We start from the raw sequence: 18,415 nt of genomic DNA on the forward strand, positions 1-18,415 counted from the left end.
TTAAAGAAGCAGATCAACTTGCCCGACGCATTTGCTGCGCCATTCCATGCAGGCTGCCGTTCTGGGAGCTGGAAACGCGGAAATTGCGGATGAGGTTGAGAAGCTCTTCCGTATCGGCGGCCAAGGCTTCGGCGGATGCGGTGGTTTCCTCCGCCATGGCTGCGTTGTGCTGCGTTGCTGCATCCAGCTGGTTGAGCGACGACGAGATGGAGCGCAGCGTCGTGTCCTGTTCAGCTGCCGAGTGGGCGATCTTGCTGACGATCTCGCTCGAAGACTTGATCTGATCGGAGATACGCTTCAGCGCATCGCCGGCTTCGCCAACCAGACGCACGCCATTTTCCACCTGGGAGGATGAGCGGGCGATCTGTTCCTTGATTTCCTTGGCGGCAGCGGCGGATTTCTGCGCGAGCTCGCGCACTTCCTGAGCCACCACGGCAAAGCCTTTGCCTGCTTCTCCCGCACGGGCCGCTTCTACACCGGCATTCAGCGCCAGAAGATTGGTCTGGAAGGCAATGTCGTCGATGACGCCGATGATTTTCGAAATCTCTTCGGATGATTGCTCGATACCGCTCATGGCGCCGATTGCCTGCTCCACGATCACGTCGCTGCGGTTGGCATCGCCACTGATCGAAGATACCCGCTTGGCCGCTTCGGACGCGCCATCCGCCGTCTGCCGCACGGCGACCGTCAGCTCGTCCAGCGCCGCGGAGGTTTCCTCCAGATTGGCAGCTTGACGCTCGGTGCGTTGTGACAACTCGTTGGACGCCTTGCGGATTTCATCCTTCGAGCCGCCAATATCGATGCTCTTGGCATTGACCTTTGCCATGGCGGCATCGAGTTGCGAAAGCGCCTCGTTAAAATTGTCGCGCAAGTCGGAATATCGCGAGCCGAGATCGGCACAGCGCACGGTCAGATCGCCCTGTGCCAGCTGCGCCAGCGCGTTGCCGATTGTGTTGACGACGCGGGCCTGAAGAGCTGCTTCGTCACGCTGCATATCGAGATTGGTTTGACGCTCGCTATCCAGTTGCAGCTGCTGTTCTTCCTGGTGACGCTGCATCGTGTGACGCTCTCGCACCTTGTCCTGCAGGGCCTTTGTGGCGTTTGCCATCAGGCCGATCTCATTCTTCATGCCTGTATGGGGAATGGGCAGATCGACATTCTCATTAGCCACTTCGCCCAATGCCTTGTGGAGTTCTTCCAATGGTCTGGAAATGCCACGAATGACGATATAGGCGGCCAGCAGGCCAAGCAGGAAAACGCCAACGCCAACCGAAACCGCGTTGATGATGGTTGAGCGAACCTGAGCCTGGAGATCATCGATATAGACGCCGGTTACCACAACCACCTGCCAAGGCTCGAATGCCATCGCATAGGAGCTCTTTAGGAAGTTGTCGCCTTCAGCGCCGGGCTTGGGGCCGTAGAAACTCGTTTCGCCGCCGCCAGCCCGCGCCAGCCGGACCAGTTCGTCACGATAGGCGAAACCCTGGCTATCCGGCTTTCCCTTGAAGCTCTGTCCAACACGCTTCGGATCCGGGTGAAACAGCATTTTGACGTCATAGTCATAGCCGAACATATAGCCATCCGGCGTGTACTTCATGGACGCTACGATGGCGAAAGCCTGGGTCATGGCCTGTTCGCGGGTCAGCGTCCCGGCCTTTTCCTTGTCATAGAAAGATTGGAAGATGGAGATGGAAGACTGCACCTGCGTCCGCAGCATTCCACAGCGTTCCTCGTAAATCGCATTTACGGAGGATCTGATCTGAAAATAGGTCGCTACGGCAAAAGCCGCCATCAGCGCCACTACAAGCAGGATCAATTGGCGAGAAATGGGCATGTTCTTCATGGACGCTCACAGGGTCAAAGCACCGATGCCTATGAGGCAGCGGTTGGGTTGATAACGCGTGGGGGGCAGCGCGCATGATGCGCCAGTAACGGTGCAATCATCGCACCGATATGTGAGATGAAGCTTTAGAAGGTTGAAGAATTGTTTAAATTTGAAAGTATCGGCGCGAATATTCGAAAAACTAATTGCAATAAGGCACTCTTGTAACGTTTATCTTCTATTATCGGTTGATTGGGTTGGTTATTGGGACTCCCGGTAGATAGATTTATCAGGCTCAGAGCGAGGGCCGCAACGCGGTTCCTTCGAAGCTTGGTGGCGTTGTGACTGCCGCCACGTGTGGAATTTCTCCAGCGGACTTATCTGCAACCGCCGATGTCGTCATCGTCGTGTCGATCGTTGAAGGCTCCTCGGCGAGCTGCGGGGTGGTGTCCTGCACTGGCAACCATGCCGGATTGTTGCTGACATAGGTCACCGGAGATCCGCCCAGCCATGCTTCCTGGCGCACCAGCTGCTTCTTTCCATCCTTGTCCCGAACGGTAATATCCTGTGTGCCGAGCGCCAGCACTGGTGCCTTATCCGATTTGACTGGAGAAGGGGCGGGCGGGCATTCGGCGCAGGAAATAATGATGATGCTGTTATTGCCGGTGCGATTTCCGCTCACGATCTCGATAGACGACGCCATGGCTGGAAAACCCGCCAGCACGAACGCGACCGTCATCAAAACCTTGCCCATGAAAACCCCCGTTGCTCGCGGCCAATCCGCTGCCAACGTCGAGAATCTTACGGTGACTTTCTTTCAATCCGGTCAGGAAGACTGGTAAATATTGAGCGAATTGCCAGTGTCGACTACTTGCCTTTTTCCCGGGCAACCGCCTGCCAGCCAATGTCGCTGCGGCTGAACCCGTTTTCCCACTGGACGTTACTTACCAGTGCATAGGCGCGGCTCTGCGCCTCGCTGACTGTTTTGCCGATGGCGGTCACGTTCAGCACGCGTCCGCCCGTTGCCACCAGCTGTCCATTCTTGATGGCAGTGCCCGCATGGAACACCTTCGCCTCGTCGCTGGCTTCGGGAATGTGATCAATGGGCGTGTTCTTGTCATATCCAGCGGGATAGCCCTTCGACGCCAGAACGACTGTCAGCGCAGCGTCGTCGCTCCATTCGGCTTTGATCTGGTCCAGCGTGCCGGTGGCTGTGGCGTAGAGCATGGGAAGCAGGTCGCTTTTCAGCCGCATCATCAGCACCTGGCATTCCGGATCGCCGAAGCGGACGTTGTATTCTATCAGTTCTGGACCCTTGCGGGTGATCATGAGGCCCGCGAAGAAAACGCCGGAGAAAGCATGGCCATCCTGCGCCATACCGCGCATCGTAGGCTCGATGATCTCCCTCATGGTCCGCTCGACCATTTCCGGTGTCATAACCGGGGCGGGTGAATAGGCGCCCATGCCGCCGGTGTTGGGGCCGGTGTCGCCATCGCCAACGCGCTTGTGATCCTGCGCTGTCGCCAGTGCCAGAGCGGTCTTGCCGTCGCAAAGGCAGAAGAAGCTCGCTTCCTCACCGTCCAGAAACGCCTCAACGACAACTTCCGCGCCCGCTGAGCCGAAAGCGCCGTCGAAACAGTCGTCAATCGCCGCAATCGCCTCGTCCTGCGTCATCGCAACCGTCACACCCTTGCCAGCCGCCAGACCGTCGGCCTTGATGACGATGGGAGCGCCCTGTTCGCGCACATAGGCCTTGGCCGGTTCTGCCGCCTTGAAGCGCTGATAGGCGCCGGTCGGAATGTCGTAACGGGCGCAAAGGTCCTTGGTGAAACCCTTGGAGCCCTCCAGTTGAGCCGCAGCGCGGGACGGGCCGAAAGTGGCGATACCGGCATCGCGAAGGTCATCGGCAAGTCCTGCCACAAGCGGGGCTTCCGGACCGACGACGACGAAATCGATGGTGTTTTCTTTGGCAAAGGCGATGACGGCGCCGTGGTCTTCCACATCAAGCGAAACCAGTGTCGCATGTTCGGCAATGCCGGGGTTGCCGGGTGCTGCGAAAAGCTTTGTGAGGAGGGGAGACTGTGCGATTTTCCAAGCCAGCGCATGTTCGCGTCCGCCCGAACCGATCAACAGAACTTTCATGGTCAACACCCCTGCCATCTCGCGTTTTAACGTGTTGCTGGGGCGTTAAGGGCAGGGGGCGGAAAGGTCAAGAACAAAGCGCCTCACTCTACGCTTCTTTGTTGTTTGTCCCGCCACAGCAAGCAGCCACGTCTCTTCACGCAGGGCTTTTCTGTGGAACCGCCGAAGCTTCCTGTTGTCATGCCACAATCAGCATCTATGTTCGGGCAGATTTTTCAAAACAGTTTCGAGAACAAAATGTCCGCAGATAATGCCCGCCTTGCTCCGCTCATCGCTTCCGAAATCAATGCCCGTGCCGATCAGGTCAAAGCGGCGATAACGTTGCTGGACGAAGGTGCGACCGTTCCCTTCATCGCGCGCTATCGTAAGGAAGTTACCGGCGGGCTTGATGATACGCAGCTTCGCACGCTGGCGGAACGGCTGTCCTATCTGCGCGAACTCAACACCCGTCGTGCCTCCATCGTCGATTCCATCAATGGTCAGGGAAAGATGACCGACGAGCTGATGGTCAAGATCGTGTCGGCCACAACAAAGGCGGAACTTGAAGACCTTTATCTCCCCTACAAGTCGAAGCGCCGCACCCGTGCCGAGATTGCCCGCGAGCGCGGCCTTGGCCCACTGGCACAGGCCATCTGGGACAATCGCAGCGCCGACCCGGCGGCTCTTGCGCAGGCTTATGTCCAGGGTGACGTCGCCGATGTGAAGGCAGCGCTCGAAGGCGCGCGAGACATCGTAGCCGAAACCATGACCGAGAATGCCGATCTGCTCGGTCGCCTGCGTGATTACATGCGCCACAATGCCACCTTCCGGGCCAAGGTGGTGGAGGGCAAGCAGGCAGCGGGCGAGAAGTTTTCCGACTATTTCGACCATTCCGAAAAATGGGCGACCGTACCCGGCCACCGCGCTCTGGCCATGCTGCGTGGCTGGAACGAGGAAATCCTGACGCTGACCATCGACGTGGATGCGGATGATCCATCGCCCGTCAAACCCGCGCAGCGCACCATCGCCAGCGCCTTCGATATCCGCAGCGGCGGCCCGGCAGATGCGTGGCTGATGGAGGTCGCGGGCTGGACATGGCGCGTCAAGCTGTCCATGTCGCTTTCGCTCGACCTGATGCGGGAGCTTCGTGAACGGGCGGAAGAGGAGGCAATTCACGTCTTTGCCCGCAACCTCAAGGACCTCCTGCTGGCAGCGCCCGCCGGTTCCCGCGCCACAATGGGGCTTGATCCCGGCATCCGCACAGGCGTCAAGGTGGCGATTGTCGATGGCACCGGCAAGTTGCTGGAAACCACCACCGTCTATCCATTCCCGCCCAGGAACGATATTCGCGGCACGCAGGCGGAACTTGCTGGCCTGATCGCCAAGCACAAAGTCGAATTGATCTCCATTGGCAATGGCACGGGCAGTCGTGAAACGGAACGCCTGGTAGCAGATATGCTCGGTCAATTGTCGGGCACCAAGCCCACCAAGGTCATCGTCTCGGAAGCTGGCGCGTCGATCTACTCCGCTTCAGCCAGTGCTGCGGCCGAGTTCCCCAATCTGGATGTCTCGCTGCGCGGCGCCGTATCCATTGCACGGCGTCTGCAGGACCCGCTGGCGGAACTGGTGAAAATCGAACCCAAGTCGATTGGCGTTGGCCAGTACCAGCACGATGTCGATCAGGGCAAGCTTTCACGCTCGTTGGATGCCGTTGTGGAAGATGCGGTGAACGCTGTTGGCGTTGATCTCAACACCGCGTCCGCTCCTCTTCTTGCCCGCGTTTCGGGACTTGGGTCCTCCATTGCCGATGCCATCGTGACGCACAGGGATCAGACAGGACCTTTCGCCAGCCGCAAGGAACTTCTCAAGGTGCCGCGCCTCGGCCAGCGCACCTTCGAGCAATGCGCAGGCTTTCTGCGCATTCCAAATGGCAAGGAGCCACTGGACGCGTCTTCCGTGCACCCGGAAGCCTATGGTGTCGCCAAGAAGATCGTTGCCGCCTGTGGTCGCGACCTGCGCTCGGTCATGGGCGATAGTGCGGCATTGAAGTCGCTGGACCCAAAGCAGTTCATCGATGAGCAATTCGGTTTGCCGACCGTAAAAGACATCATTGCCGAACTGGAAAAGCCGGGCCGAGACCCGCGTCCAAGCTTCAAGACAGCGACCTTTGCCGATGGTGTGGACGAGATTACCGACCTCAAGCCCGGAATGCTTCTGGAAGGGACGGTCACGAACGTTGCCGCTTTCGGTGCCTTTGTGGATATCGGCGTGCATCAGGACGGGCTGGTCCATGTGTCGCAACTGGCCGATCGCTTCGTCAAGGATCCGCATGAGGTGGTGAAGGCGGGCGATGTGGTGAAGGTGCGTGTTGTCGAGGTGGACGTGAAGCGAAAGCGCATTGGCCTCACCATGCGCAAGGATGGCGGCGAGGCCGCCCCGGCGCCGATGCGCGAAAAAGGAAATGCCAGTGCCATGCGGCACGCTTCGGCCAAACCCCAGGCCCGCAACGAGGGGTCGCAAAGCGGGGGTGCTCTGGCAGCAGCACTGGCCGAAGCAATGAAGAAACGCTGATCGCAGGTTGTATCGACGCCTCCGCCAAGCTGGAGGCGTCGCCCTTGATTTTGAAATCGTTCAATTTTTTTGAAAACCATGCCGCTTGAAACTTTGTTTGAAAGCGATAGCTTAAATCTCGATTGATAAGTGAGACTTAGCTTGTTGGGAGGTGGAATGGCCTCGTCTCTGCATGGTTTGCTTGGCAAAATAGTCAAAACCGGAAATCTGGTCGTCACCGGTCCCGGTGGGTTGCATGTCTTTGGCGACGGCACCGGCGAGCGCGTTGCGCTCAATTTCACCGACGAGGAGGCGATGGACGACATCGCCAGAGACCCCGCTCTCAGGCTTGCCGAAATCTACATGGAAGGGCGAATGGCTGTCGTAGAGGGTGACATCTACGATTTTCTGGCGCTGATCAAAAAGAACACGTTGAGCGAAGCGCTCACCTTCGGAATGATCTGGCGCGGCATGGCGCGCATCATCGCCGCACGGATCAGGATGCATCTGCCCGTCAACCACAACAAGGACAATGTCTCCCACCACTACGATCTCAGCGCCAAGCTTTTCGATCTGTTTCTGGATGAAGACTGGCAATATTCCTGCGCCTACTTCAACCCGCCGGGAATAAGCCTTTATGAGGCACAGGTAGCCAAGAAGCGCCATATTGCCGCAAAGCTGATGCCGCAACGCGGTCAGCGCATTCTCGAGATAGGTTCGGGATGGGGTGGCATGGCCATGTATCTCGCCGAAAGCTCGGATGTCGATGTTACCGGCATCACGTTGAGCGAGGAGCAGCTGCGCGTTTCCCGCGACAGGGCAGGCAAGCGCGGACTGGGTGACAAGCTGCGTTTCGAGCTTCAGGATTACCGCCATCTTCCCGCGTCAAGCAAGTATGATCGCATCGTTTCCGTGGGCATGTTCGAGCATGTCGGGCCGACCCATTACCGCGAATATTTCCAGAAGGCGGCGCAATTGCTGGATGAGGATGGTGTCATGGTGCTTCACTCCATCGGCCAGCCCAGCCCTCCGCTTGCGACCAATCCCTTCATCGAAAAATATATTTTCCCCGGCGGTTATATTCCCGCCCTCTCGGAAGTGCTGCCCGCAGTGGAAAAGAGCGGCCTGCTGGTTCGCGATATAGAAATTCTTCCGATGCACTATGCCCATACCCTGCGCGAGTGGCGCAAACGTTTCGTCGCCAACAGGGCAGAGGCCATCGGGCTCTATGACGAACGGTTCTTCCGCATGTGGGAGTTCTACCTTGCCGGTTCGGAAATGGCCTTCACCCATGAAAATTTTCACGTCTTCCAGCTTCAGCTGACCAAACGCGGCGGCGTCGTGCCCGATAACCGGGACTATATTGCCGCCAATGAGGCAAGGCTGCTGGAGTTCGAGAGAACGCGACCATCGCTTGAAAAGGTGAGTTTCTAACATAGCGCAAGCCCGCAGTTTTATTGTTTCTGGCTGCCAAGGCGTTTGGTTCAGGCCTTGAAATTGCAGGCCTGTGCTTTTGCTTGACGCTTCGTAAATGTCGAGCGTAGAACGCTTGCATGGTTGACCAAAGCGATCTTTCCGGCCGCGTTTCAGACGCGCCATCCAACAACTGGGTCTATCGGGTATTGCCGAGAAGCCTCTGGCCTTACGCGCAGCTGGCCCGGTGGGATCGTCCCATCGGCTGGGAACTGTTGATGTGGCCGTGCTTCTGGTCTGCGGCCATGGCGTCGAACGCGGCGCTGGCTCAAGGGACGTTTTCCTGGGTCACTCTGGCCTTTCACCTGTTCCTCTTCTTTGCCGGTGCCGTGGCCATGCGTGGGGCCGGTTGCACCTACAATGATCTGGTGGATCACAAGATCGACATGGCGGTTGCCAGAACGCGCTCCAGACCTTTGCCATCCGGCAGGGTCAGCCGCAAACAGGCGAAGATCTTCATTGTCCTTCAGGCGCTCGCCGGGCTCGTCGTTCTGCTGTGCTTCAATAGTTTCGCCATCATCGTCGGCCTGTCATCGCTTGTCTTTGTGGCGATCTATCCCTTCGCCAAACGCTTTACCCATTGGCCGCAGTTCTTTCTGGGGCTTGCCTTTTCATGGGGAGCCCTGATGGGTTGGGCGGGCCAGTTCGCAGCCTTGTCGCTTGCGCCATTGCTGCTCTACATCGGGGCGATTGCCTGGACCATCGGTTACGACACGATCTACGCCCATCAGGACAAGGAGGACGATGTGACGGTCGGCATCGGCTCGACCGCGCTTCTGTTCGCAGACCGGACCCATGGCTGGCTGATCGGCCTTTACGGTGCTGCACTCCTCTTCATTTTCCTGGCATTTCTAACCGCCGGGGTCAGCTGGCCTGGCTATCTCGGCCTTGCCGCTTCCGCCGTTCTCCTGGTGCGGCAGGTCATGGTGCTTGATATCAACAATGTCGAGCAGTGTCTGGCACTGTTCAAATCCAACAACCGGGTCGGGTTGTTGATTTTCTGCGGGCTGCTCCTGCCGCTCATCATCGCTTGAAACTGAAAAACCCGGCGGCGTTTTGCAACGCGCCGGGTTCTTGATGACTGGCAGCGGCTGTGTATCAGCTGCGAGCGATGATTTCCTTGCCCTGAATGCGCATGGTCATGCCCAGCGAACCGGTGCTGCGGCGCACGAGGAAGCGTGGACGACGCTCGGCAAAGTAGGAGTGACGGCGACGGGCGCGGGTGGCCTTGGTCCGCACATGTCCAAGATGGTCTTCCAGAGGGCGCGCAACGCCGTCGGCTTCAACCATCAGCATTGGAATACGGTATGCTTCAGACCAACTGCGCCAGTCAGCCGCGATGTCGCAAAGGTCATGCGCCACCAGCAGCGGAATGCAAAGGTCCGGATCGTCGTGATGCAGTTCGAGCGTCACGGTAACGCGGCCATCACCATGGTCGATGGCGCGGGCGGCCACACCCTTGAAGGCGCGGGCCGGCAGCGCGAAAGAAAGCGGAAGGCCGCTGGAATTCAAAACCTTGCGAAGAACTGCGCCGCGCTCATCGAGCGTGATAGCGACATCGGCTGAACCCTTGTCCTTGCCATAGGTGAGCTGCTGCGGAAACCGTGTAGGGTCAAGCCGGAGAGTAGCGCCTGCCCATTCGGGCTTCAGAACAGTGTTGGTCATATCATGCTATCCTTGTTTTACCTGAGAGCCGTTTCATGGCCTCGTCCGGGACTTTTCGTCCTCTGATAGGGAGAAGATAGCGGCGGCATCTTCGAGACAGCTTAAAAATCGAGGTTAAGAAAACTTTGCATTCCCAAATGGTTAGCAAAAAGCAGCCTGACAGGGTTTCAAATTCCTGAATTGACACGCGTGCCGGTTTGCCACCGGTTGTGCCAGCATCAGCTCCATCAAAAATGCAAGTTTGCCGAATGCCCGCTCGTTGCCCCCGCGCAGGTCACCCCTGAAACCAGCTTGCGCAGGGGAAAGCGCGTTGACAACAGCAAAATACGCGAAAGCCAAAAATGGGCGGGGATTAGGTCGATTTGACCCCTGCCTGTCCGCCGCAAACAACCGAAGCGCGTGGCTGAACCACGCACCGAATCCGCACAGACAGGCTCTTTTCGGATTAGATCTTCACGACCTTGCCGGGGTTCATGACGCCCGCAGGGTCAAATGCTGTCTTGATCCGACGCATCAGTTCCATTTCGATACCCGGACGGATATCGGCAAGCTCGTCACGTTTTAACTGTCCGATGCCGTGTTCGGCAGAAATCGAGCCGCCGTGGGCAAGAACGATGCCGTGGACGATGTGGTTGATCTCGCGCCAGCGGGCGATGAAGTCTGCCTTGTCGGCCCCGACCGGCTGGGAAATATTGTAATGAATGTTTCCATCGCCCAGATGGCCGAAGGCGCAGATGCGCGCGCCGGGAATGGCATTGAGGACGCCTGCCTCCGCCTGTGCCATGAAATCAGGGATTTTCGATACGGGCACGGAGACGTCGTGCTTGATGGAGCCCCCTTCCGGCTTCTGCGCATCCGACATGCTTTCGCGCATGTGCCAGAGCGCCTGACGCTGTGCCTCGGATGAGGCGATGACCGCGTCCTGTACGATCCTCGCCTCGAAACCCTGTTCCAGCAAGGTTTCGATCATCGTCTGCGCAGTCTCGGCGGTATCCGAGGTGGAGATGTCGATCAGAGCATACCATGGGTGCGGTGTCTCCAGCGGATCGCGAACGCCGGGGATGTGCCTCGCGGTAAATTCTATGCCGATGCGCGGCATCAGTTCAAAGCCCGTCAGGGCCGCACCGCACAGTGTCGATGCACGCTCGAACAGCGTCAACGCATCGTCAGGAGAATTCAGTCCGGCAAAGGCCACCTGATGGCCCTTCGGCTTCGGGAAAAGTTTCAGCACCGCGCCGGTGATGACGCCAAGCGTGCCTTCCGAACCGATGAAGAGATCGCGCAGATCGTAACCCGTATTGTCCTTCTTCAACCGACGAAGGCCGTTCCAGATTTCACCGGTCGGCAGCACGACCTCAAGACCAAGGCACAATTGCCGCATATTGCCATAGGCCAGAACGGCTGTGCCACCGGCATTGGTGGCAAGATTGCCGCCGATGCGGCAAGAACCCTGCGACCCCAGCGAAAGGGGGAACATGCGCTCAACCTTGTCGGCGGCCTCATGCACGGTATCGAGGATGCAGCCGCCATCCACCACGATGATATTGGCCACGGGATCGATATCGCGAACGGCATTCATCCGCTCCAGCGACAGTATAATATCATTGCCATCGCTGCGGGGTGTCTGGCCGCCGACAAGCCCGGTATTGCCGGTCTGCGGCACGATGGCGGTTCCCGTTTCGCTGGCGAGCGTCATGATCGCAGAAACTTCCTGCGTCGAGGCGGGTTTCAGCAGCAGCGACGAGGAGCCCTTATAAAGACCGCGATTTTCGACCAGATGGGGCGCCAGACCGGCCTCGTCGCGCACGGCGTTCCTGTCTCCCACGATGGATACGAAGCGCTGGATCAGATCGTCGGGCAGGGCATTCGTCGTCATGATGATCCTCGTGGCAGGTTGTCAGGGTCTGGGCGCGGCGGCTCGCGCCAGCCTGTCGTTGATAGCTTCGCCCAAACCGCGATGGGGAATCGGAGTGATGGCAATGCTGTGCGCACCGCTTGCGTCAGCGGTCTTCATGGCGTCGAAGAGGCGGCTTGCTGCCTCCACCAGATCGCCCGATCGACTGAGCTCGATGATGACCGCAGCATTCTCCTGACCCGAAATATCGGCGTCGCCAAAGCGAAGCAGCGCTTCGCCTGCCTCAAGAGAAACGGCGTTCAGGCGAACCGCTGCAGTCGGGGCATAGTGTGATGCCAGCATTCCCGGCGCTTCTATTGCGGCAGAAGCCTTCTCAGGACGCATCAACGGAACGCCGATAACCCGTTCGATGTCTTCCGCGACGATGCCGCCGGGACGCAGCAGCCGCGCGGTACCGTCTGCCTCGATCTTTACGATGGTGGATTCGACGCCAACAGGCGATGCGCCGCCATCAAGGATGAGCTCGATCCTGTCGCCCATATCGGCCTCGACATGGGCGGCGCTGGTCGAGCTGATCTTGCCGGAACTGTTGGCGCTGGGGGCTGCAAGCGGCTTGCCGAAAGCGTTGATCAGCTCCGCGGCAAAGCCTTCGGGGATGCGAACGCCAGCAGTGTCGAGACCGGCGGTCGCGAGTGAATGGATCGGGCTTTCGGCTTTCAGCGGCAGAATAAGTGTGAGCGGCCCTGGCCAGAAGGCATCCGCCAGCCTGCGGGAAAGCGGATCGAAGGTCACATGCTCTTCTGCCATGGCAACGCTCGCCATATGGCAGATCAACGGGTTGAACTGCGGTCGGCCCTTGGTTTCATAGATGCGGGCTATGGCAACCGGATTGGTCGCGTCTGCGGCAAGTCCATAGACGGTTTCCGTCGGTATCGCGACGGGATGGCCGGAGGCGAGGACGCTTACACCCTCGCGAAGGGCCATGTCCCTGTCTTCTTCGATGTTAATCTGACGCGCCATGAATGCTGCACCTTAAGGGGCGCGTCGCCTTGAAAAGCGCCGCACGGTTTTGCGCGGCATTCTTTAGAGGTATTCCGGCGGATTGGAAAGCCGTTTGCCGTGACGGGCTAGAGCGACTGGATGAATTTGCGCATTTCATTTGAGCGGGTGCCCAGCATCAGCACGTTCTTGAGCGCAACTTTTGGATCGCTCGTGCGAAACAGCAGGCCGTCACGATGGATCGCCTTGTTGATCTGCACCGTCTTGTCGCCCGCCATATCCATGGCAATTGCGAAATACATGCGTGACTGGCGCTGATCGATGTTTTCGAAGAAGTTCTCGTCGCCACACAGTTCAGAGAAGAAATTGGCAAAATAGAAAGAGAACAGCACCGGTGTGCGGGCGTCGAAACTGGTCCGCGATGCCGTTACGTGGCAGTAACCCAGATGCGGGCTGGCTTCGATCGTGCGATGAAACACCATCTTCGGAAAGCGGATGGATTTGTGAAAGGAATCAAGCCGGGAATGGGTGATTTCCCCGGCTGCCTGCAGCTTTCGACCGGTAATGGCCGCGACTTCTTCATGGGAGAGATATCGCGGCTCCTTGGGAACCCATTTTTCTTCGTAGCGGGCAATCTTGCCGGTGCGCAGGAAGTCGGAATGGGCGGTTTTGGTGCGCGCGGGGGCAGCCTTGGCAGCTTTCGCATCAAAGTAGCGGATTTGCGTACCCTTCTCCATCGGAGAACTCCCATTGGCAATCCACATATTTTTAGGGGATGGGCGTTAATTTTGTCTTTCCGGCAAACCGGCAAGTCCCGGCTTTGCGACGTGCCAGACTGTGTCGTATTGCGACGCATTTTAACGTGAATATCGACGCAAAATACTGTTTTCGATAGGAAATATCGTCCCAAAACAGCCTTTCGGCATGTCGCAAATTGTCGCCAATGCGGAAGCTAATGTCGCTCCATGTGGTGCTGCGAAGCGGCACGAATGATTAGATAAATCCCATGACGCGGGATATGCATGGAGGCGACCGCGATTTTTCGAGGACATGGCCATGGATTTGCGTGAAACCGTATTGCGCCAACTGAAAAACCGTCGTGAAGGCTTCACCCTGGAGCAGCCTTTCTACGTGGATCAGGATTACTTCCAGCTCGATATGGAGAATATCTGGTACCGCGACTGGCTTTTCGTTGCCCATGATTGCGAAGTTCCAAAGGCTGGCACCTATCTCACGGTTCAGATCGGCGATTACGCCGTCGTCATCGTTCGCGGCAAGGATGGCGCCATCCGTGCCTTCCACAATTCCTGTCGCCATCGTGGCTCACGCGTCTGCACCACGCACAAGGGTCAATCGGCGCGGCTGGTCTGTCCCTACCATCAATGGACCTATGATCTGGATGGCAAGCTCCTGTTTGCCCGCCACATGGGCGAGGAGTTCAACAAGGATGATTTCGGCCTGAAGCCGATCGCCTGCGAAACCGTCGCGGGATATGTCTTCATCTGTTTGGCGCAACAGCCTCTGGATTTCGCGCCGGTGCGAGCCGAAATCGAATCCTACATGGCGCCACACCGTGTCTGGGAAGCCAAGGTGGCGCATGAAAGCACCATCATCGAAAAAGGTAACTGGAAGCTGGTCTGGGAAAACAACCGGGAATGCTACCACTGCGCTGCCAACCATCCCGAGCTTTGCCGTACCTATCCGGAAAATCCCAGCGTGACCGGCACGGATGGCGGCGCCAGCGATCCGGAAATCGGCGGCCATTGGGCCCGCTGCGAAGCCGCCGGTCTGCCCAGCCGCTTCAAGATCGACCCCAAGGGCCAGTTCCGGGTGGCGCGTATGCCGCTGATCGGTGATGCCGAAAGCTACACCATGTCGGGCAAGCGCGCCGTGCGTCGTCCGCTGTCGGATGATGTCACAATCGACCACATCGGCACGCTGCTTCTGTTTCACTATCCGACCACCTGGAATCATTTCCTTGGCGACCACCTGATCTCTTTCCGCGTGCTGCCGCTCGGGCCGCAGGAAACGCAGGTCACGACGAAATGGCTAGTGCATAAGGACGCGGTGGAAGGTGTCGACTACGACATCGAAAACCTGACTCACGTCTGGAACGAGACCAATGATCAGGACAGGCGCATCGTGGAAGAGAATGCATTCGGCATTCGCTCGCCTGCCTATGAGCCGGGACCCTATTCAATGGAAGATGAAGGCGGCGTCATGCAGTTCGTGAACTGGTATTCCGATTTCATGATAGACCGGCTGTCCGGTGATCGGCAAAAACTCTCGGCGGTCGCATGACCGCGACGAACATGGTGACGACATACAAGCATATCGATGAGATGAAGCCGTGGAGCGACAAGCTTCACCTGCTGGAATGTATCTCTGTAACGCCCGAAACACCTGACGTAATGACCTTCCTTTTTCGTTCGGAAGGTCCCAACTGGTTTCGATATCTTCCCGGGCAGTTCGTCACGCTTGAGCTGCCGGTTGGGCCGGAGCCGCTGTTTCGCACATACACGCTTTCGTCCAGCCCCTCGCGGCCCTATGCGCTTGCCGTTACCGTCAAGGCGCAGGCCAACAGCATCGGCACCCGCTGGATGTTCGACAATCTCAAACCCGGGACCAGAATACGGGCACTGGGACCACTTGGCGATTTTTCCTATGTGCGCCACCCCGGCGACAAGTATCTGTTCATTTCGGCAGGCTCCGGCGTCACGCCTATGATGTCGATGGTGCGCGACATGAGCGACCGGGCACCGCAGAGCGATATTTCCTTCATCAACTGCTCGCGCTCGCCATCCGACATCGTGTTCCGCCATGAGCTGGAGTATCTTGCCCGCTTCATGCCCAACCTGTCGCTCGGTTTCATCGTTGAAAATTGCGGCCGCACCGACCTCTGGTCAGGTCTGAAAGGCATGGTCGACAAGGCGAAGATCGCGCTTCTCTCCCATGATTTCATGGATCGCACCGTATTCTGCTGCGGGCCGGAACCCTTCATGGCGGCCGTTCGCTCGATGCTGGAAGCCTCCGGCTTCGACATGGCGCGTTACCATCAGGAAAGCTTTGCTCCGTCCGCTCCCGTTGTTGTCGGCCCAAGCGACGTCCCTGACGATGGGGAAGTGCTGGCCAGGATAGGCTTCACCTTGTCCGGCAAGGAGGTGCCATGCCAGTCCGGCCAGACAATCCTGATGACGGCGCGTGCAGCGGGCGTTCGCATCGGTGCGGCCTGTGAGTCCGGCATATGCGGCACCTGCCGCGTGCTCAAGCTGTCCGGCGAAGTAGAAATGAACCACAATGGCGGCATTCTCGATGAGGATATTGAAGAGGGATACATCCTCGCCTGTTGTTCAAGACCGCTGACGGACGTCCAGGTCGAGGCCTGAATATAGTCAGCTAATCTCGCCAATGGAACCAATGTGGAGTTTTCCCGTTATTTGACCATCGAAGCGCGGTCTTAACGCGTAGTGTCATAACACGGAGAATATTCATGCTGAATTTGCGAAAGACGAGCGTTGCGACAGCTCTGATCATGGTGTTGACGAGCTTTACGCCGTCTCAGGCATTTCAGGTTCCTGTCCCGATGCAGAAGCCTGCACAGGCTTCGACCCAGGATGTTGTCCAGGTACAGTACCGCGATGGCACGCGTCGCATCTACCGCGACCGCCATCACCGTTTTGACCGCCGCGACTATCGTCGTTCGGACCGTCAGGGCTACTACAACGGCCATCGTGGCTACCGCGAGTACCGTCGCGGCTACCGCCAGCACAATGGCTTCTGGTTCCCGCTTGCAGCCTTTGCGACAGGTGCCATCATCGGCGGTGCAGCCTCCCAGGCTCGTCCTTCCTATGGCAGCAATCACCAGCAGTGGTGTGCGAGCCGTTACCGGTCTTACCGCGCCTCGGACAACACATTCCAGCCTAACAATGGCCCGCGCAGACAGTGCGTTTCCCCATAACATATAAGCTCAACATAGAAGCCCGGCGGATGTCGGGCTTTTACTGTTTTATTTATCATGAAGCCATCAAGTGACTGTGAACACATTGTTAATGCTGGGTTCAGCTACCGGCCAATAAGCTGAATAACATATAAATACTCCTGCGTGAGCGGGTAAGAATACCAAGAAGAACGTCGTTATTCACAATGAGCCGGCAACATGTCCGGCCGTGGATGGAGGAAATGAGATGCAGAATTCGATGAAAATCCTTTGGGCCGCCGGCTTTTCGCTTTTAGCGGCGGTTGGCTCGGTAGTGCCTGCGCAGGCAATGCCCGTTATTGCTGCTCCAGCCGCAGCCGCAAACGCCGAAAACGGTGTCGTCAACGTTCAGTACTGGCGTGACCGCGGATACTATCGTGACCACCGCCCCGGCTACTATCGTGGCCACCGTGGTTACCGCGACTATCGTCCCGGTTATCGCAACCATAACGGCTACTGGTTCCCGCTGGCAGCATTCGGTGCAGGCGCGATCATTGGTGGTGCCTTGGCCCAGCCGCGCGAAGTGTATCGTCCGGTGCCTGAATACCGCCCACGCCCCGTCTACCGCGCAGTGCCCCGCGCTGGCATGAGCCAGGCTCACACGAACTGGTGCTTTGGTCGCTATCGTTCTTACGATGCCTATAGCAACACCTTCCAGCCCTATAACGGCCCACGTCAGACGTGCTATTCGCCATACGGCTGATGCCTTGAAGCTCAGCAGTATAAACGCCGCCCGGCTCCATCCGGGCGGCGTTTTGCTGTCTAGAGCGTTTCCGGTGAAGACGGGTTCGCCTTCAACACTCTATCTGTTCGTTTTTACGCAACTCCAGACGCAAAACCGGTTCCCACTTTTGCTGGAATGGCTCTAGAGAATGCCGACGCGCCGCAGGATGACCCAGGCAAACAGGATGGATGCGACGATAAAGCTGGCCGCATAGATCGTCCCGCTGGAACCTTCGGTAAAGGGCAGGGCGGCTGTATTCATGCCGAAAAAACCTGTCACCAGCGTTGGCGGCAGAAGGAAGGCCGTCATCAACGACAGGATATAGAGGTGGCGGTTGGTTTCCGAAGACAGTTTGGAGTCCACTTCTTCATGCAGAAGGCGGGCTCTTTCCTGAAGCGCGTAGACATCGTGATCGATGGCTTCAAGACGGCCTGTCAGACGAGCCGCGATTTCTTCGAATCCGAAAGGCATCTCCTCTTCATCTGCGGCAGATGCGCGGCGCATCAGCGTCAAGACAGTGCGCAGGTGACGATGCAGCCTCACAACGGTGCGGCGCACTGGCGCGAGCCGCCGTCGTTCGTCGCGGGGAGCAGCGTCGTAGACGAAGTCTTCGATTGCATTCAGCTCTTCCGTCGTTTCCATGACGAGCGCAATCAGGCTGCGTTGAAACTCTGCAACCAGCCCTTCGAAGACATGCGACGGCGTAGAATATCGCTTCGGGTTCTTGTCTATGGCAGCGCGCAACCGGTCTACAGATCGCAGGGGCTGAAGCCGCGTGGTGATGATGTATCGCTCCCCCAGCGCAAAATGCAGCCAGCCGATATCGCGGGTTTCCTGGTCGAACTCCCGCTGGAAATCGACGAGCGTGCCGTAAAGAGCGCCATCGTCCACTACGATCGAGGGGTGGGTCTCATGCGTGGTCAGATTGCCTTTGATACCGTCATCCAGCCCCGGCATGTTTTCAAGAAAACTGGCAACGCGGCTGTCGGCCAGATTGAGATGCAGCCAGAAGAACCCGTCATCGAGATGCAGGTCCGCAAGCTTCAGATCGGCAGGCAACCGCCTGCAGGGCTCAATGCCAGGGCGGAAGTGGTAGGCCCAGACAAGGCCGGGGATGGCGGGGTGGGGAATATCCATGGGCACTGATCCTGAAAAGGCGATCGTGGCAGTCTGTAAGCAAGCCTGACTGTCGCGACCAGACATGCAGAACAGAGTTTTGTGACAGTTTGA

15 protein-coding genes are annotated in these 18,415 nt (G+C 58.1%); 7 read left to right on the forward strand and 8 right to left on the reverse strand.

Translation table 11 applies throughout. From position 1 onward, the window contains the following. Positions 1-13: 13 nt before the first annotated feature. From ASF69_RS07320 to purD, 3 genes are all read right to left on the reverse strand, one after another. On the reverse strand, positions 14-1,843 hold the full coding sequence (locus ASF69_RS07320; protein WP_062586655.1) for a methyl-accepting chemotaxis protein: 1,830 nt from the start codon (positions 1,841-1,843) through the stop codon (positions 14-16). 274 nt (positions 1,844-2,117) lie between these two features. Continuing rightward, positions 2,118-2,576 carry a plant virulence effector HPE1-like domain-containing protein gene (locus ASF69_RS07325; protein WP_062586656.1) on the reverse strand — a complete coding sequence of 153 codons (459 nt, stop codon included), beginning with the start codon at positions 2,574-2,576 and terminating at the stop codon, positions 2,118-2,120. Positions 2,577-2,689: 113 nt separating this feature from the next. After that, positions 2,690-3,964: a phosphoribosylamine--glycine ligase gene (gene purD, locus ASF69_RS07330; protein ID WP_062587208.1), complete on the reverse strand. Its 1,275-nt coding sequence runs from the start codon at positions 3,962-3,964 to the stop codon at positions 2,690-2,692. Positions 3,965-4,201: 237 nt separating this feature from the next. On the opposite strand from purD, the gene ASF69_RS07335 reads away from it, so the two are divergent. The 3 genes from ASF69_RS07335 to ubiA all read left to right on the forward strand — a co-directional run bounded on the left by ASF69_RS07335 (position 4,202) and on the right by ubiA (position 9,000). Then, entirely contained in the window at positions 4,202-6,514 is a 2,313-nt protein-coding gene (locus ASF69_RS07335; protein ID WP_062587209.1) for a Tex family protein, read from the forward strand. A gap of 156 nt (positions 6,515-6,670) precedes the next feature. Beyond that, positions 6,671-7,927 (forward strand): cyclopropane-fatty-acyl-phospholipid synthase family protein, encoded by a 1,257-nt coding sequence (locus ASF69_RS07340; protein WP_062586657.1) that lies wholly within the window; start codon positions 6,671-6,673, stop codon positions 7,925-7,927. A gap of 119 nt (positions 7,928-8,046) precedes the next feature. Further along, a complete protein-coding gene (gene ubiA, locus ASF69_RS07345) occupies positions 8,047-9,000 on the forward strand; it encodes a 4-hydroxybenzoate octaprenyltransferase (RefSeq protein WP_062586658.1) in 954 nt (317 codons plus the stop codon). A 64-nt stretch (positions 9,001-9,064) separates the two neighbouring features. Here ubiA and ASF69_RS07350 read toward each other — a convergent pair whose 3' ends face one another. From ASF69_RS07350 to ASF69_RS07365, 4 genes are all read right to left on the reverse strand, one after another. Then, positions 9,065-9,631: a DUF6101 family protein gene (locus tag ASF69_RS07350; RefSeq protein ID WP_062586659.1), complete on the reverse strand. Its 567-nt coding sequence runs from the start codon at positions 9,629-9,631 to the stop codon at positions 9,065-9,067. 445 nt (positions 9,632-10,076) lie between these two features. Then, positions 10,077-11,507: an FAD-binding oxidoreductase gene (locus ASF69_RS07355; protein ID WP_062586660.1), complete on the reverse strand. Its 1,431-nt coding sequence runs from the start codon at positions 11,505-11,507 to the stop codon at positions 10,077-10,079. A 21-nt stretch (positions 11,508-11,528) separates the two neighbouring features. Then, a complete protein-coding gene (locus tag ASF69_RS07360; protein WP_062586661.1) occupies positions 11,529-12,506 on the reverse strand; it encodes an L-threonylcarbamoyladenylate synthase in 978 nt (325 codons plus the stop codon). A gap of 107 nt (positions 12,507-12,613) precedes the next feature. Further along, positions 12,614-13,222 carry a DUF6656 family protein gene (locus tag ASF69_RS07365; RefSeq protein ID WP_062587210.1) on the reverse strand — a complete coding sequence of 203 codons (609 nt, stop codon included), beginning with the start codon at positions 13,220-13,222 and terminating at the stop codon, positions 12,614-12,616. Between the two features lie 319 nt (positions 13,223-13,541). On the opposite strand from ASF69_RS07365, the gene ASF69_RS07370 reads away from it, so the two are divergent. The 4 genes from ASF69_RS07370 (at position 13,542) to ASF69_RS07385 (ending at position 17,164) form a co-directional block, all read left to right on the forward strand. Beyond that, positions 13,542-14,786, forward strand: a complete 1,245-nt coding sequence (locus tag ASF69_RS07370; protein WP_062587212.1) for an aromatic ring-hydroxylating dioxygenase subunit alpha — start codon at positions 13,542-13,544, stop codon at positions 14,784-14,786. A gap of 11 nt (positions 14,787-14,797) precedes the next feature. Further along, entirely contained in the window at positions 14,798-15,871 is a 1,074-nt protein-coding gene (locus ASF69_RS07375; protein ID WP_062587211.1) for a hybrid-cluster NAD(P)-dependent oxidoreductase, read from the forward strand. A 104-nt stretch (positions 15,872-15,975) separates the two neighbouring features. Next, complete coding sequence (locus ASF69_RS07380) at positions 15,976-16,443, forward strand: BA14K family protein (protein ID WP_062586662.1); 468 nt, start codon at positions 15,976-15,978, stop codon at positions 16,441-16,443. 226 nt (positions 16,444-16,669) lie between these two features. Then, positions 16,670-17,164, forward strand: a complete 495-nt coding sequence (locus tag ASF69_RS07385; RefSeq protein ID WP_062586663.1) for a BA14K family protein — start codon at positions 16,670-16,672, stop codon at positions 17,162-17,164. Positions 17,165-17,326: 162 nt separating this feature from the next. Here ASF69_RS07385 and ASF69_RS07390 read toward each other — a convergent pair whose 3' ends face one another. Then, entirely contained in the window at positions 17,327-18,322 is a 996-nt protein-coding gene (locus ASF69_RS07390; RefSeq protein WP_062586664.1) for a transporter, read from the reverse strand. Positions 18,323-18,415 lie beyond the last annotated feature (93 nt).

The sequence above is a fragment of the Rhizobium sp. Leaf311 genome (genome assembly GCF_001423445.1).
Taxonomy (GTDB): Bacteria; Pseudomonadota; Alphaproteobacteria; order Rhizobiales; family Rhizobiaceae; genus Agrobacterium.

Coding starts and splice junctions, on each gene's coding strand:
- ASF69_RS07320 (WP_062586655.1), bottom strand. CDS start 1,843: ATGAAGAACATGCCCATTTCTCGCCAATTGATCCTGCTTGTAGTGGCG.
- ASF69_RS07325 (WP_062586656.1), bottom strand. CDS start 2,576: ATGGGCAAGGTTTTGATGACGGTCGCGTTCGTGCTGGCGGGTTTTCCA.
- ASF69_RS07365 (WP_062587210.1), bottom strand. CDS start 13,222: ATGGAGAAGGGTACGCAAATCCGCTACTTTGATGCGAAAGCTGCCAAG.
- ASF69_RS07370 (WP_062587212.1), top strand. CDS start 13,542: ATGGATTTGCGTGAAACCGTATTGCGCCAACTGAAAAACCGTCGTGAA.
- ASF69_RS07380 (WP_062586662.1), top strand. CDS start 15,976: ATGCTGAATTTGCGAAAGACGAGCGTTGCGACAGCTCTGATCATGGTG.
- ubiA (WP_062586658.1), top strand. CDS start 8,047: ATGGTTGACCAAAGCGATCTTTCCGGCCGCGTTTCAGACGCGCCATCC.
- ASF69_RS07390 (WP_062586664.1), bottom strand. CDS start 18,322: ATGGATATTCCCCACCCCGCCATCCCCGGCCTTGTCTGGGCCTACCAC.
- ASF69_RS07385 (WP_062586663.1), top strand. CDS start 16,670: ATGCAGAATTCGATGAAAATCCTTTGGGCCGCCGGCTTTTCGCTTTTA.
- ASF69_RS07350 (WP_062586659.1), bottom strand. CDS start 9,631: ATGACCAACACTGTTCTGAAGCCCGAATGGGCAGGCGCTACTCTCCGG.
- ASF69_RS07340 (WP_062586657.1), top strand. CDS start 6,671: ATGGCCTCGTCTCTGCATGGTTTGCTTGGCAAAATAGTCAAAACCGGA.
- ASF69_RS07355 (WP_062586660.1), bottom strand. CDS start 11,507: ATGACGACGAATGCCCTGCCCGACGATCTGATCCAGCGCTTCGTATCC.
- purD (WP_062587208.1), bottom strand. CDS start 3,964: ATGAAAGTTCTGTTGATCGGTTCGGGCGGACGCGAACATGCGCTGGCT.
- ASF69_RS07375 (WP_062587211.1), top strand. CDS start 14,798: ATGGTGACGACATACAAGCATATCGATGAGATGAAGCCGTGGAGCGAC.
- ASF69_RS07360 (WP_062586661.1), bottom strand. CDS start 12,506: ATGGCGCGTCAGATTAACATCGAAGAAGACAGGGACATGGCCCTTCGC.
- ASF69_RS07335 (WP_062587209.1), top strand. CDS start 4,202: ATGTCCGCAGATAATGCCCGCCTTGCTCCGCTCATCGCTTCCGAAATC.